Source organism: Haloglomus salinum, from assembly GCF_024298825.1.
Taxonomy (GTDB): domain Archaea; phylum Halobacteriota; class Halobacteria; order Halobacteriales; family Haloarculaceae; genus Haloglomus; species Haloglomus salinum.
In genome coordinates, this window is the sequence record NZ_CP101153.1 from 378060 (window position 1) to 391655 (window position 13596).

Consider the following 13596-nt stretch of genomic DNA (forward strand, 5'->3'; position numbering starts at 1 on the left):
GCACCACCGCGCAGGTCCCGTCGGTGACGCACACGACCGGCTCCCGTTCTGCAGGTCTATCCGCCAGCAGCCACGTCGCCGCAGCGACTACTTTCACGGTGGCGCTGGTGGCGGGGCGTATGCGCTCGTACAGGGCCAAGATGGTCGAACCCATCCGGCTCCCCGACCGCGAGGAACGCGAGGCCGCGCTCGAACAGGCCGGACACAACGTCTTCAATCTCGACGCCGACGCGGTCTACGTCGACCTCCTCACCGACAGCGGCACCGGGACGATGAGCGACGCCCAGTGGGCCGCGATGGTGCAGGGCGACGAGGCCTACGCCGGCAGCGCGAGCTTCGCGGACCTTGAAGCGGCCGCCAGCGACGTGCTGGGCTTCGACCGCATCGTGCCCGCTCACCAGGGTCGCGGAGCCGAGAACGTCCTCTACGGGTGTCTCGTCGACGACGGCGACGTGGTGCTGAACAACACCCACTTCGACACGACGCGGGCCCACGTCGTCGAACACGGCGGCGAACCGGTCGACTGCCCGGTCGACGGCGCGCTCGACCCCGAGACGAGCGGCGACTTCATGGGGAACTTCGACACCGAGCGGGCCCGCGCGGTCGTCGACGAGGTGGGTGCCGACCGGGTCCCAGCCGTCGTCGTCACGGTCACCAACAACTCCGCCGCCGGCCAGCCCGTCAGCGTCGCGAACGTCCGCGAGGTCCGGGCGTTCTGCGACGATATCGGCGCGACGTTCGTCATCGACGCCTGCCGATTCGCCGAGAACGCCTACTTCGTCCGCGAGCGCGAACCCGAGTTCGCGGACGCGACCGTCGCCGAAGTCGCCCGCGAGCAGCTCTCGTACGCGGACGCCTGCATCATGAGCGCGAAGAAGGACGGCCTCGCCAACGCCGGCGGCTTCGTCGGGATACGGGACGACCCCTCGTTCGACGAGTTGTTCGAGCGGGCGAAACAGCGCGCCATCCTCTACGAGGGGTTCACCACCTACGGCGGGATGGCGGGCCGGGACCTCGCCGCGGTCGCCGTCGGCCTCCGGGAGGCCGTCACCGACGAGTACGTCCGCGACCGCGTCGAGCAGGTCCGGTGGCTCGGCGAGCGCCTCGACGAGGCCGGCGTCCCCGTCGTCCTGCCGACCGGCGGCCACGCGGTCTACGTCGACGCCGGTACGATGTGCCCCCACGTCCCGAGCGAGGAGTTCCCGGGGCAGGCGGTTGTCTGCGAGCTGTATCGGGAGGGCGGGGTCCGCGGTGTGGAACTCGGCGAGTTCGCTTTCCCCGGGACCGACCGGCCCGACCTCGTCCGACTCGCGGTGCCCCGCCGGACCTACGCCCGCGACCACCTCGAACACGTCGTCGAGACGGCCGCCGCCGTCGCCGACCACGCGGCGGACCTCGCGGGCTACGAGGTCGTCAGCGAGCCGCCGATGGCGGAACTGCGCCACTTCTCCGCGGAACTCCGGCCGCTGGCGTAGCGGCCGTGCGCGCCTCCTGCCGCTGGATGGCTGCGTACCCGAGCGGCGGCGTCCGGCACCACGGCCGTGAGCCGCCTCGACCCCCCTGAAAGCTTATCCCGTCATCGGCGGGTGTCATAGATACACACATGAACCGCGAGCGCATCCTGGCGGCGGGCGCCGTCGGGGTGGTCGTAGTCGCCCTCCTGTCCGCTGCGGTCGTCCCCGGGGCCATCACGGACCCCTCGGCCGACGACCCCGAGCGACCCGGTCCCCTCCGCGTGGTCGACATGCCCATCGCGCCCGGGCAGGTCGACGGGGAGACCGCCACCCTGCGAGTGACCCCATACCTCCGACACGCCGGCCCGACGACGCCGAACGTCTCCGTGGTGTTCCGCGCCGTCGACTCGGAGTCCGGCCTGGTCGAGACCACCCGTCGCGTCGCGGTCGGCGACGTGACGACCGACGGGGAGCGCCCCGTCTCCGCGAACCTGACCGTCGAGCGCGAGGGCGGCTACCACATCGAGGCCATCGTCTACACGGACGACCGACGCATCGACACCGCCCGCCGCACGGTGTCGGGGCTCGATGCCCTCACGCCCGCGTACGCCCGGAGCACCGTCGCGTTCACCGACGAGGAGGCGCTTCCGGCACTGTCGGTCGGCGTCGAGAGCACCGGCGAGGACCAGACGACACTGCGCGTGGCGCCGTCGCTCGTCAACCGCGGCGATACGGCGTCCGAGGGCCTGCGCGTCGCGGTGACGCTCCGGCAGGCCGAGTCGAACGTCGTCGCAGCCCGAACCGCCGTCGACGTGGGAACCGTCCAGCCCGGCCGCACCGCCTCGCCAGAGACGACCGTCTCGGTCCCCGCCGAGTACAACTACTACGTCGACGCCGTGCTGTACCGGGACGGCGTGGTCGTCGACACCGCCCGCGGCGCGGTCAACCTCGACCCGAGCGAACCCATCTCCGTCAACGAGACCCGCCGCGAGGTCGCGTTCGAGGCCGGCGACTTCGAGAGCGACGGCGGCGGCAGTGGCGGCGCACCACCCGGCACCGAGACGGCCGTCTCCGGCGGCCAGCCCGGCTTCGGTGCGGGGCTCGCGGTCGTCGCGCTGCTGGGGGCCGCCCTGCTGGCCCGGCGGTGGTCGCGATGAGCGACGACGAACCGGGCGCCACCGAATCGGCCACGGACACGAACGCGAACGCGGACCCGCCCGAGAACCAGCCTCCCGACCGACCCATGTCCACCGACACCACCGATACGACCGCAGCGACGGCGAAGACCGCCCCGACCGACGACTCCGACGATGATTCCAACGGGGACACAAGCGACCTCGTCAGATACGCCCGCTACGCGCTGCTGGGCGGTCTGACGCTACTGGCGCTGGTGGCGACGCTCCGGTTCTACTTCGCCGCCTCGAACGCCATCGACATCTGGGTCGCCCGACAGTACCGGCCCCTGTTCCAGGCGGCGTTCAACCTCGTCGTGCTGCTCGTGGCGGCGGTCGGCATCTCCTGGGAGATACGGAAGGTAGCCGGCTGACCCTCGCCGCGTTTCGACCGTCGACAGAGCGCCATCTCCACATGCACTGGTACACAGCGGCCCCACGGCTGGTCGACACCACCACGGCACGAGCGGCGTGGCTCGCGCTTCGCGGCGACCTCGAGACGTTCGGACCGCCCGAATCGCCCGAGTCCGAACTCGTCGCCCCGGTCGCGGCGCCGTTCGACTCGGTCGATGCGGCGGTCGAGGGGCTCGCCGACCTCGAGACGCGGCTCCGGACCCGCGGGGACCGCCGGGCCGTCTTCCTCACCATCTACGAGCGGATGACGCGCGCGGTCCGGGACGGCATCGAGGGCGGCCGGTTCGTAGACGCCGCGTGGATGCGCGAGTACACCACCACGTTCGCGAACTACTACCGGCGGGCCTTCCTCGCGTTCGAGCGCGGCCGGCTCGGCGCGGTCCCCGACCCCTGGCGGGTCGCGTTCGGCACCGCACGCCGGGCGGACCGCCTCGTCGTCCAGGACGCCTTCCTCGGTGTGAACGCACACATCAACTACGACCTCGCGCTCGCGCTCCGCGACGTGGGCCTCGACCCCGGCCGGGAGCGGAAGTACGCCGACCACCGGGCCATCGACGACATCCTGTCGGGACTGGTCGATGCCCAGCAGACCGCGCTGGCGGAGCTCTACGCACCCGAGGTCGACGATATCGACAGGGCACTCGGCCGGCTCGACGAGACGCTCACCCTCCGCTCGATGACGGAGGGTCGAGAGCAGGCCTGGCGGATCGCCGTCGTGCTCACCGATGCCCCCTGGTCGCCCCTCAGGGCGCTCGCCAGACAGGTCCTGCGAACGACCGCGACCGGGGCCGCCTTCCTCGTCCGGGGTCCGGACCTCGACCCCGCGCTCGTGGGGCGACTCCGAGCCGCCGAACGCGACGGCCTCGACCTCGAGACGGTGCTGGAGCGAGTGAAGACGACGCTGGACGACACCGCCGTCTGAGGGAACCGGGATGGAACCGCTCGGTACGGTTCCACCGGCAGGGACGCCGGCGTTACCGCTCGCGAATGAGTCAGAGAGTGCCCGGGGCGGGCTCCGAACCCGCGATCTCCGCATGTCTCAGGTGGAGGCAGGCAGCCTCCGACACGCGGGGTGCCGCTCGTGGTGTTACCCTATGAGTGCGGCGCTATGTCCAACTAAGCCACCCGGGCGCAGTCGTTCGTAACCGGGACGGCCTCTTGAACGTTCTTGTTTGGCCCCCGCGACCCGACGACGGCGGCCGCGCCGGGTTCCGGGGGTGGTTGCACGCTCGCGGCGGCTGGGGGTCACCCCCGGATTTATGCCGAATCCGGGGGAGGCTGTGGCATGGACGTTCCGGACCTCGTGGCCGACGCACTGGACGGGGAGTCGGTCCTCGCGTCGGTGGGTATCGGCGGTGACGACGGCGTCTTCGTCACGCCGCAACGGACGCTGGTCTACAAGGGTGACGGCCTGCTCAGCGACGAGTCCGTCGGGACACACGAGCACGGGTTCGACCGGCTGGAGCTGAAGCAGGGCCGGCGCCGAACCTCGTTCACGCTCCACTACTACGACCGCGAGGAGTCGTTCGCGGTCGGCTCCAGCTACGCACAGGATGTGGTCAAGACGGTGCTGTCGGCCCACCTGCGCGCGACGGGGACTCTCGCCGCCGACGAGCAGGTCCGCGGTGTCTACCGCTTCAACGAGCTCACGGTCGTCGTCGGGACCGAACGCCTGCTCAAGCACGTCGGCGGCGCGGTCTGGTCCGAGGACTACGAGGCCTACCCGTACGCCGACCTGACGCGGCTGGACTTCGAGGAGGGTGGCCACGCGATGCAGGTCGTCATCGCCGTGTCGGGGCGCCCGGAGCGAATCAAGGTGCCCAACGAGCGGGCAGCCGAGGTCCGACGCACCATCGAGGAGGCCGCCCTCTCGTTCCACGACGCCGACTCGCTCGCGGCGCTCAACGAGGCCGTCGCCCCGGAAGAACCCGAGGAGCAGGAGGGGGAGCCGGGGCCGGACTACGCCGACAGCGGTATCGACTCGCTCATCGACCGTGGCAAGGGCGGCGGCGACGCCGGCTCCCCGACGACGACCGGAGGGGACGCCGCCACGACGGAGGACGCCGACGGGTCCGCGGACGCGGACACGACGGCCGAGGCCCCGACCGGGTCCGACGCCGATGGCTTCGTCTCCGCGGCCGATACGGAGGTCCTCGGCCGACTGGAGGCGCTGGAGACGAAGGTCGACGAGCAGACCGAACTCATCGAGCGCCAGCAGGAGACCATCGAGCAACTGGTCGACGAGCTCCGGCGCGGGCGCTGAGCGGGGCCACCGTCGACCGGGACCGGCCCCGTCTCAGTCGCGCCGCCCGGTGACCTTCTCGATACACGACGACCCGAACGGCCCGAGTTCGCCCGCTTCCAGCCGGATGAAGTGACCGACCGAGAGGGACTTCCCGCAGCGCTTGCACTCGTAGTCGCCGCTTCGCTCGACGACCTCGCTCTCGAACGTGAGGAAGCGCCCGCTCGTCGGCTTCACGGTGTCGCCGTCGCGCTCGATGATGCCGCGCTTCTCGGCCGCCTCGATGATGGCCCGCGTCGTCGCGGGGTGGGTCGTGACCGTCTCGATACGGTCGACCAGCTCCGCCAGCGATAGCTCGGCGTGCTCCAGGCGCTCGATGAGCTGGACCCCCAGCTCGACCGGGTGGCCGTCGGCATCGCCACCCGGTGGTCCGGCACCGCCGTCGCCACCGCGCCGGTCGCGCGCCATACGCCCGAGCGGGACCGGCGCGGACGAAAACCTGTCGCCCACGGCCGAAACCGAGACGAATTCTAGACGAACCCTAGCCGGTGTCCCAACGGAGCCCGGAGGGAGTCTGAAGAACGCGTATACGGGTGGCTCCCCCCGTCCCGGGTGATGAAGCGACAGGAACTCACGGTGGCGATTCGGGAGCGGTGGGTCGCGGCGCTCGTCGCGCTGGCGGCCGGCGGCGCGGCGGTGGCCGGGTCGTACGCCGCGGCCGGCTTCACGCCCTCGTACGTCGTCGCACCGGTCGAGACGGTTCTCGCGCGATACATCCCCGGCGCGTTCATCACGTTCGCCATCGTCGTGCTGGGCGACCTCGGGAAGCAACTGAGCCTCATCGGCGCCACGCTGCTCAGCACGCTCGTCCTCGGGACGCTCGCCGGCCTGGGGCGGACCATCGCCGAGCAGGCCGGCCTGCGACCGCTGGCCGGTCCGTTCGCCGGCATCCCCGTGTGGGGCGCGACCGCCGCGCTGACCGGGCGGCCGGTCCTCTCGCTGGGCGCGGGCCTGGCCGCGGCACTGGTGGTCAGCCTGGCGGGACTCGCGGGCCGCATGACGCGGGCCGACGACCCGTCGCCGGCCCGGCGCCGCGTCGTCACCAGTCTCGCAGGACTCGCAGGGCTGGGGACAGCCGGCTGGCTCCTCGGGAACCGGCGGACAGCGTCCGGCGGGCCGGCTGCGCCCCCCACACCCGCCGCGGGGCAGGCCGGCAGCGGCGACGACGGCTCGGACACCCAGGCCGCGGCGGGTGAGACGCCCGCGCCGACGGAGACCGAGATGCTGCTGGCCGAGGCCGAGGAGAAGAGCTTCGGCGTCGACGGGCTGGAGCCGCTGGTCAGCGAGGAGTTCTACCACGTCGACATCAGCTCCGTCAACCCGCAGGTACAGGCCCAGGACTGGTCGCTGTCGGTCACGGGCGCCGTGCCCGAGGAGACGAGTTTCGACTATCAGGATATCATCGAGCGCGAGTCGACGCTGGAGTTCTCGACGCTGCGCTGTGTCGGCGAGCGGCTCAACGGGAAGAAGACCGACACCGCACTCTGGGAGGGCGTCCGCGTCGGCGACCTGCTCGAGGCGGCGAACGTGCCGGACCGATGCTGTGTGATGGCCCGGGGCGCCGACAGCTTCTTCGAGGAGTTCCCGGTCGCTGCGCTCCGGGAGTCACTGCTCGTCTACCGGATGAACGGCGACCTCCTGCCGCGGGCCCACGGCTACCCGGCCCGACTGGTCGTCCCCGGGCACTGGGGGGAGATCCACGTGAAGTGGGTCGACGAGCTGGAGATCCTCGACGAGCCGGCGAAAGGCTACTGGGAGAAGAAGGGCTGGCACGGCACCGGCCCGGTCAATACCGTCGCGAAGCTGTACGCTGTGAACGACCTCCCGGACGGGCGCAAGCAGGTCGCCGGGCACTCATACGCCGGGACGCGTGGCATCCGGACCGTCGAGGTGTCGACGGATGGCGGGAGCACCTGGAACGAGGCCGAGCTGACGGAGGAACTGCCCGGGCGCGCCGTGTGGCGCCAGTGGAGGTACGACTACGAGCCGCCCGGCAGCACGCACGAGGTGGTGGTGCGGGCCGTGGACGGCGAGGGAACGCTGCAGCCACAGGAGGACAGCGGTCCCTACCCCAGCGGCCCGAGCGGCTGGGTCTCACGGAGAGTGGACTGATGGAGGAGTCACTGTGGTACCTGCTGGCCGGGACGCGTGGCAGCGAGAACCGGGCCCGCATCGTCCGCGCACTCGACGAACAGCCGCGCAACGCCAACCGGCTGGCCGAGGCGCTCGGGGTCGACTACAACACCGTCCGGCACCATCTCGACACGCTCCGTGAACACGAGGTCGTCGTCCGGAGCGGCGACGACTACGGTGCGGTCTACCGGCTCACGGACCGCTTCGAGGCGCATCGGGACACCTACGAGCGGGTTCTCGAGACCGTCGACCACGCCGTCGAAGCCAGGGAGACCGGCGGAGGGGTGGAATGATGCTGCCGCTCGCGTCGATGCCGGCCATGGCACCGTGGCTGCTGGCTGCGGCCGGTATCTCCGTCCTGAACGCCCTCATGCTGGCCGCGCTGACGGTCGTCTGGCTCCGGAACTACCGGACCTTCCGGACGCCGATGACCGCCGGGCTCGCGGCCTTCGGCGGCCTCCTGCTGACCGAGAACCTGGTCGCCGTCTACTTCTTCGTCTCCACCCGGATGCTCTACTCCGGCGAGGCGGTCGCCCAGCAGACCGTGGTCGTCCTGCGGGTGCTGGAGCTGCTGGCGGTCGGGTTCCTGACCTACGTGACGATGCAGTAGCGTGGTTCCGGTAGAACCGTGCGTGCTGCATGCGGGTCGCGGATCGGTCACTGGGGTAGCCCCCGGCCAACAGTACGAGACCGGGACCGTTCCCCGGTCATCCGGGCCAGCGACGAGGGGGCCGTGTTCCGGGCTGCCGACCAGCTCGCCCGCAGCCCCGTGTCGCCTCGATCTTCCCCGGAACAGTGGTGACTGCACTGGTCAGTAGGAACCACCATACCACTGCAGCGCCCACGTGAGGGAAATGAGCGTCCTTCTGGAGTTCACCATCGAGGCGGACGCGTTCCAGCTCGGGCGGGTGCTGGCACCGCCGCCCGGACTACGCCTGGAACTCGAGCGCGTCGTCCCGACCGGGTCGATGGTCACGCCGTTCGTGTGGGCGACCGGGGACGATCATCTCACCTTCGAGGAGACCGTCCGCTCCCATCCCGACATCGAATCCCTGACCTCGCTCGACCGATTCGAGGGCCGGAGACTGTATCGACTCGGATGGCACGACTCACCGACGGACCTGGTCGCGGCCTTCGTCCGTTCGGATGCCGTCATCCTCGAGGCTCGGGGGGGTGACACGTGGGAGTTCCGGCTTCGGTTCCCCGACCACCACGACCTCTCGACGTTCTACAACGCCGTCCGCGAGCAGGAGATTCCGATCCACGTCGGTCGAACCTACACCCAGGTCGAACCGGTCGAGAGTGGCCAGATGTTCCACCTGACGCCGGAGCAACGGGAAGCGCTCGTGCTAGCGGTCCGGCGAGGCTACTTCGCGTCCCCGAGTGCGGTGCAGCTCGACGAACTCGCCGGCGAACTCGGAATCAGCAGGCAAGCGACCTCGAAGCGCATCCGACGAGGCAACGAGGCGATCCTCGAGAGCGTCCTGCTGTCCTCGGATACGGACCGGGACTGACAGCGGTCCTGTCGGCTGTTTCGAGACTCCTTCCGAGAACCGCTGCTCAAGAGGAATCTACCCAGAGTATATAAACGAGTTGCCCAGTCAACCTCGAAGGATACCCGCGGGGAGCGAGTGGGGCATAAAGAATGGTAATTGATATCGCGGAACGGGCACTCTCACGGCGGGGGGAACGGTACGAGCGGAGACGGTCGACGGCAGGAAGACGACGGGGGATATCCCGACAGCTCCACGGGGGCGAGCGATGACCGACGACGAACTACCGGAGCGGGGGAACTTCACCCGGAGACGGGCCCTCCAGGTCGTTGCAGCGGGGGGTGCTGTCGGCCTCGCGGGGTGTTCGAACCCCGACGACCCCTGTGACCTGACGCTCTCGAAGGAGCACTCCGGTGACCCGGTTACGTACGGGGGAACGACCGAGTTCGAGATCAGCGTCTGCAACGAGGGCGACGAGGAGTGTACCGACGCCGTGACAGTCACCGACGACCTGCCGAGCGGGACGACGTTCGACTCGGTCGGCGGGAGCGGCTGGACGGCCAGCGAGAGCGGGGGGGTCGTCACGTGCGAGCACCCGAACTCGAACGGCCTCGGCGGGGGGGACTGCTTGCCGACCCTGACGCTGACCGTCGAGGTCGGGCAGCCGTCCGAGGTCGGCCCCGAGGTCGCCAACTGCGCCACCGTCGAGCAGGGCGATTCCGAGACGAGGAGCAAGACCGACTGCGTCAAGGTCCCCGTCGAACCACCGGAGGGCGAGTGTGACCTGGCCATCTCCAAGCGGTACGGTGCCGATGTCATCACCGAAGGGACTGCTGCCACCTTCCAGATCGAGGTCTGCAACGAGGGCGACGGGGTCTGTACGGACCCCGTCACGGTCGTCGACGGCCTCCCGAACGGCGTGACGTTCGATACGGGGGGTGGCTCCGGCTGGTCCGTCGGGCAGAGCGGCGGGTCCGTCGTCGCGACCCACGACAACAGTGGCGGACTCGACCCCGGGGAGTGTCTCCCGGTGCTCGAGTTGACGCTCGATATCGGACCGATGTCCGAAACCGGTGACGCGATTCGCAACTGTGCGAGCCTCAAGGTCGACGACGCGAACTCCGCGAACGATGTCGACTGCGTGAGCGTGCCGGTCGAACCCGGCGAACTCGACGGCGAGTGCGACCTGGCCATCTCCAAGCGGTACGACGGCGACACCGTGACGGAGGGGAGTTCCGCCACGTTCGAGATCGAGGTCTGTAACGAAGGGGACGAGATTTGCGAGGACGACGTGACGGTCGTCGACGGCCTGCCGGCCGGCGTAACCTTCGACTCGGCGAGCGGCACCGGCTGGTCCGTCAGCCAGAGCGGTGGGTCGGTCGTCGCGACCCACGACAACAGCGGTGGGCTCGACCCCGGGGAGTGTCTCCCAGTGCTCGAGTTGACCGTCAATATCGGCTCGATGTCCGTCACCGGCGACGCGATCCGCAACTGTGCGAACCTCAAGGTCGCGGATTCGAACGCCGCCAACGACCGCGACTGCGTGAGCGTCCCCGTCGAGCCCGGCGAACTCGACGGCGAGTGCGACCTGGCGGTCACCAAGAGCTTCGGCGCCGACGCCGTGACCGAGGGGAGTCCCGCCGCCTTCCAGATCGAGGTCTGTAACGAGGGCGACGGCGTCTGTACGGACCCCGTCACGGTCGTCGACGGCCTCCCGAGCGGCGTGACCTTCGACACGGGGGGCGGCACCGGCTGGAGCTTCAGCGAGTCCAGCGGAGTCGTGACGGCGACCCACGCCAACGGCGGTGGGCTCGACCCCGGCGAGTGTCTCCCGACGATGGAGCTGAACGTCCAGATCGGCGCCATCGAGGAGACGGGCGACCAGATCCGCAACTGTGCCAGCATCGAGGGCACGGACGCGAACCCCGACAACAACCAGAACTGCGTGAGCGTGCCCGTCCGGCCCGCCGCGGGCGAGTGCGACCTTGCGGTCACCAAGACCCATGCTGGTGGCGGCGTGGTGACCGCGGGGGAGACGACCGAGTTCGACATCGTGGTCTGTAACGAGGGCGACGGCGACTGCGACGAGCAGGTGACTGTCACCGACGACCTGCCCGACGGTGTGACGTACGCCTCGGCGAACGGGACCGGCTGGAGTGTCAGCCAGAGCGGCGGCGTCGTCACCGCGACGCACGGCAACGCCAACGGGCTCGCGCCCGGGGACTGCCTCCCGGCGCTGACCCTGACGGTCGATGTCGGCTCGATCGACGAGACCGGCGATCAGATCCGCAACTGCGTCAGTATCGACGGTAGCGACGTGAACGCGAGGAACGACCGCGACTGCGCGGTCGTGACCGTCACGCAGCCGGTCGAGAGCTGTAACGGCCTCACCGTCGAGAAGGTGGCCGCGACACAGTTCACCTACGGCGAGCAGGAGGAGTACGACATCACGGTCTGTAACCCGACGGACGCACAGTGTGACGGCCAGGTCACCGTGACCGACGACCTGCCCGACGGGATGTCGTTCGTCTCCGCGTCCGGGAGCGGCTGGAGCGTCTCGGCGAGTGGTGGCGTCGTCACCGCGACCCACCCCAACAACGGGACGCTCTCGCCCGGAAACTGCCTCCCGACGCTGACGCTGACCGTCCAACTCGTCCCGGCGGAACAGTTCCCCGGCGGTTCGGACGCCGTCCAGAACTGCGCGGACCTGATCGTGGATGGCGCCATCGTCGACGAGGGCTGTGTCACCCACGTGATTACGAACACCTGAGACCGCCTACGGCCAGGTCCGTGACCTCCGCCTTGCCGTTCGGTGGTCTACGGCGGCGGGAGTTCGACCGAGCCGTTCACCGACCACACACTCCGTAGCCGATAGGGCGTCCCTGGCGGGGACCCGGCAGGGCGTGGACCGAGGCGAGACACCCGATTCCCACCGACCGACGCGGCAGTCGGTCAGAAGACGTATATCGGCGCTTCCACACACCCCGGGTGTGCAGCGCGCGACCCGGCGGCAACTGTTCGGCGCGGCCCTCTTCGGGGGGGTCGTCCTCGCGGCGGCGCTCCTCGCCTCGCCCGGCCGGGCCGTCACCGAACTCCACGCGCTCGCGGCCCGGCCGCTCCTGTTCGCGCCGGCGCTGCTGGCGGCGTATCTCCTGCGTCCGCTCGTCGCGTGGCCCATCAGCGCCCTCTCCATCCTGCTGGGCTTCCTCTACGGGCCGGTTGCCATCCCGGTCGCGCTCGTCGGCGCCGTCGTCACCTGTAGCCCGGCATACCTGCTCGCGCGCCGAACAGGCGACGCCGGGCTGTTCGCACAGGCCGGGGATTCCGGCCAGCGTTTCTTCGCCGCGACCGGCGACGTGCGCGGCCTCACGGGACTGCGACTGATGCCGCTCCCACCGGACCCCGTCTCCTACGGCGCGGGCCTGTCTGGGCTCTCGCTCGGTCGGTTCGTCCTCGGGACGGCGCTCGGCGAGTTGCCGTGGGTCGTCGCGGGTGTTCTCCTGGGGTCGTCGCTGGAGACGCTCACGGTCGAGGGCGTCGGCGCCGGCCTCCCGCTCGTGGTGGGGCTGGCAGCGCTGGCCGTGCTCGTGCTCGGTGGGCCCCTCTACCGGCGGTGGCGGGAGGGGCGCAGGTCGCCGGTGGAGTGAGTCAGGTCCAGAAGTTGTCGCTGCAATCCATGATGGTACCGTGCTGCGGGCAGACGTACTTGCAGTGGCGCCTGTAGAGGTCCGCATCGCACATCGGACAGGTCGGCGGCCCGCTCATGGAGTTGCCTCGGCCCCGCAGTACCTCAATCCGACGACTGGGACCGCACGCGCTGTCCGTTCACAGACAGCCGGGGAGCGATGCCGTGACCCGAGCGGCCGGCACGGCCGGTACGACCCATCCAAGCGGTTATCCGTCTACTCTCCAGAAACGTAGCAATGGGTCATCTGCGGCGGCGACTTCTCCGGAATCTCGGGGGCGTCACCAGGCTGTTCCTGACGGACCTGATATGGCGACCCAAGAACCTCCTCACGCTCGGCGGCGTCGGGGTGGGACTCACGCAGGTCCACGCCGGAGTCGGCCTCCTCCTCGCGGGTAGCTTCGTCGCATCGCTCGGAGCCCTGTTGCTGGGTGCCGTCGGATTCCTGGCCGGTGGAATCAGCTTCTTCGGCCGTCCAGCCTCCGGGGGTATCGCGCTCGCGCTCGTCGTCGTCCTGGTCGTGGCCGGTCCGGGGGTCGTGGCCGGGGTCGGCGATGCGGCCCACGATGCCGCCGGCGAGTCGCTGGAGGCGCTGGGCCCTCAGCCGACCGAGACGCCGGTGAACGATACCACAACCTTCGCGGATCCACCCTCGGACGACGACCGCGTCGGTGGCGGGTTCCGGGATGGCGACACCGCCGACGACGGCTGCGGGACGAACGACGGCGACCCGAACTACAACGAGGACAACGACCGCGACAACGACGGCCTCTGTGACGAGTAGCCGGGACCTCCCGTGGTCCGTGCCCCGTGCAGTTCTCGACGGCTACGGTCCGCTCGACGAATCCGCCCTCTCTGCCGGGGCGTTCGTAGTTTACCGAGACAGAAGTAGGAGAGATGTAGATATTCGCCCGCAATATCCGAGTCAATGATTTATAGCCCC

Annotated in this window: 14 protein-coding genes and 1 tRNA gene; 12 read left to right on the forward strand and 3 right to left on the reverse strand. The window is 70.0% G+C overall.

Annotated elements, in window-relative coordinates:
- The first annotated feature begins 119 nt into the window (after window positions 1-119).
- From NL115_RS01715 to NL115_RS01730, 4 genes are all read left to right on the forward strand, one after another.
- On the forward strand, window positions 120-1475 hold the full coding sequence (locus tag NL115_RS01715) for a tryptophanase (RefSeq protein WP_254831504.1): 1356 nt from the start codon (window positions 120-122) through the stop codon (window positions 1473-1475).
- Between the two features lie 128 nt (window positions 1476-1603).
- Window positions 1604-2611, forward strand: coding sequence for a DUF7490 domain-containing protein (locus tag NL115_RS01720; RefSeq protein ID WP_254831505.1), 1008 nt, complete (start codon window positions 1604-1606; stop codon window positions 2609-2611).
- Complete coding sequence (locus NL115_RS01725) at window positions 2608-3000, forward strand: DUF8060 family membrane protein (protein ID WP_254831506.1); 393 nt, start codon at window positions 2608-2610, stop codon at window positions 2998-3000. Before NL115_RS01720 ends, NL115_RS01725 begins: the two co-directional genes overlap by 4 nt.
- 41 nt (window positions 3001-3041) lie before the next feature.
- Window positions 3042-3962, forward strand: coding sequence for a DUF5995 family protein (locus NL115_RS01730; RefSeq protein WP_254831507.1), 921 nt, complete (start codon window positions 3042-3044; stop codon window positions 3960-3962).
- Between the two features lie 78 nt (window positions 3963-4040).
- Here NL115_RS01730 and NL115_RS01735 read toward each other — a convergent pair.
- Window positions 4041-4171, reverse strand: a tRNA-Met gene (locus NL115_RS01735).
- 154 nt (window positions 4172-4325) lie between these two features.
- Here NL115_RS01735 and NL115_RS01740 point away from each other — a divergent pair.
- Entirely contained in the window at window positions 4326-5303 is a 978-nt protein-coding gene (locus NL115_RS01740; RefSeq protein ID WP_254831508.1) for a DUF7115 domain-containing protein, read from the forward strand.
- Between the two features lie 33 nt (window positions 5304-5336).
- Here the strand turns inward: NL115_RS01740 and NL115_RS01745 are convergent, their stop codons facing one another.
- Window positions 5337-5750, reverse strand: coding sequence for a DUF5830 family protein (locus tag NL115_RS01745; RefSeq protein WP_254831509.1), 414 nt, complete (start codon window positions 5748-5750; stop codon window positions 5337-5339).
- A 147-nt stretch (window positions 5751-5897) separates the two neighbouring features.
- On the opposite strand from NL115_RS01745, the gene NL115_RS01750 reads away from it, so the two are divergent.
- From NL115_RS01750 to NL115_RS01775, 6 genes are all read left to right on the forward strand, one after another.
- Window positions 5898-7454, forward strand: coding sequence for a molybdopterin-dependent oxidoreductase (locus NL115_RS01750; protein WP_254831510.1), 1557 nt, complete (start codon window positions 5898-5900; stop codon window positions 7452-7454).
- Entirely contained in the window at window positions 7454-7768 is a 315-nt protein-coding gene (locus NL115_RS01755; RefSeq protein ID WP_254831511.1) for a winged helix-turn-helix domain-containing protein, read from the forward strand. Before NL115_RS01750 ends, NL115_RS01755 begins: the two co-directional genes overlap by 1 nt.
- Window positions 7765-8085: a DUF8036 family membrane protein gene (locus tag NL115_RS01760; protein ID WP_254831512.1), complete on the forward strand. Its 321-nt coding sequence runs from the start codon at window positions 7765-7767 to the stop codon at window positions 8083-8085. The genes NL115_RS01755 and NL115_RS01760 overlap by 4 nt, the downstream gene beginning before the upstream one ends.
- Window positions 8086-8329: 244 nt before the next feature.
- Window positions 8330-8989, forward strand: a complete 660-nt coding sequence (locus NL115_RS01765; RefSeq protein ID WP_254831513.1) for a helix-turn-helix domain-containing protein — start codon at window positions 8330-8332, stop codon at window positions 8987-8989.
- A 247-nt stretch (window positions 8990-9236) separates the two neighbouring features.
- The gene (locus tag NL115_RS01770) at window positions 9237-11738 is read left to right on the forward strand and encodes a DUF11 domain-containing protein (RefSeq protein ID WP_254831514.1); all 2502 of its coding nucleotides are present in this window, start codon (window positions 9237-9239) and stop codon (window positions 11736-11738) included.
- 220 nt (window positions 11739-11958) lie between these two features.
- Window positions 11959-12615 (forward strand): TVP38/TMEM64 family protein, encoded by a 657-nt coding sequence (locus tag NL115_RS01775; protein ID WP_254831515.1) that lies wholly within the window; start codon window positions 11959-11961, stop codon window positions 12613-12615.
- Between the two features lies 1 nt (window position 12616).
- Here NL115_RS01775 and NL115_RS20690 read toward each other — a convergent pair whose 3' ends face one another.
- Window positions 12617-12733, reverse strand: coding sequence for an HVO_2523 family zinc finger protein (locus NL115_RS20690; protein WP_350355276.1), 117 nt, complete (start codon window positions 12731-12733; stop codon window positions 12617-12619).
- A gap of 158 nt (window positions 12734-12891) precedes the next feature.
- On the opposite strand from NL115_RS20690, the gene NL115_RS01780 reads away from it, so the two are divergent.
- Complete coding sequence (locus NL115_RS01780) at window positions 12892-13437, forward strand: hypothetical protein (protein WP_254831516.1); 546 nt, start codon at window positions 12892-12894, stop codon at window positions 13435-13437.
- Window positions 13438-13596 lie beyond the last annotated feature (159 nt).

Coding starts and splice junctions, on each gene's coding strand:
- NL115_RS01765 (WP_254831513.1), top strand. CDS start 8,330: ATGAGCGTCCTTCTGGAGTTCACCATCGAGGCGGACGCGTTCCAGCTC.
- NL115_RS01725 (WP_254831506.1), top strand. CDS start 2,608: ATGAGCGACGACGAACCGGGCGCCACCGAATCGGCCACGGACACGAAC.
- NL115_RS01780 (WP_254831516.1), top strand. CDS start 12,892: ATGGGTCATCTGCGGCGGCGACTTCTCCGGAATCTCGGGGGCGTCACC.
- NL115_RS01715 (WP_254831504.1), top strand. CDS start 120: ATGCGCTCGTACAGGGCCAAGATGGTCGAACCCATCCGGCTCCCCGAC.
- NL115_RS01760 (WP_254831512.1), top strand. CDS start 7,765: ATGATGCTGCCGCTCGCGTCGATGCCGGCCATGGCACCGTGGCTGCTG.
- NL115_RS01720 (WP_254831505.1), top strand. CDS start 1,604: ATGAACCGCGAGCGCATCCTGGCGGCGGGCGCCGTCGGGGTGGTCGTA.
- NL115_RS01745 (WP_254831509.1), bottom strand. CDS start 5,750: ATGGCGCGCGACCGGCGCGGTGGCGACGGCGGTGCCGGACCACCGGGT.
- NL115_RS01730 (WP_254831507.1), top strand. CDS start 3,042: ATGCACTGGTACACAGCGGCCCCACGGCTGGTCGACACCACCACGGCA.
- NL115_RS01740 (WP_254831508.1), top strand. CDS start 4,326: ATGGACGTTCCGGACCTCGTGGCCGACGCACTGGACGGGGAGTCGGTC.
- NL115_RS20690 (WP_350355276.1), bottom strand. CDS start 12,733: ATGAGCGGGCCGCCGACCTGTCCGATGTGCGATGCGGACCTCTACAGG.
- NL115_RS01770 (WP_254831514.1), top strand. CDS start 9,237: ATGACCGACGACGAACTACCGGAGCGGGGGAACTTCACCCGGAGACGG.
- NL115_RS01750 (WP_254831510.1), top strand. CDS start 5,898: ATGAAGCGACAGGAACTCACGGTGGCGATTCGGGAGCGGTGGGTCGCG.
- NL115_RS01755 (WP_254831511.1), top strand. CDS start 7,454: ATGGAGGAGTCACTGTGGTACCTGCTGGCCGGGACGCGTGGCAGCGAG.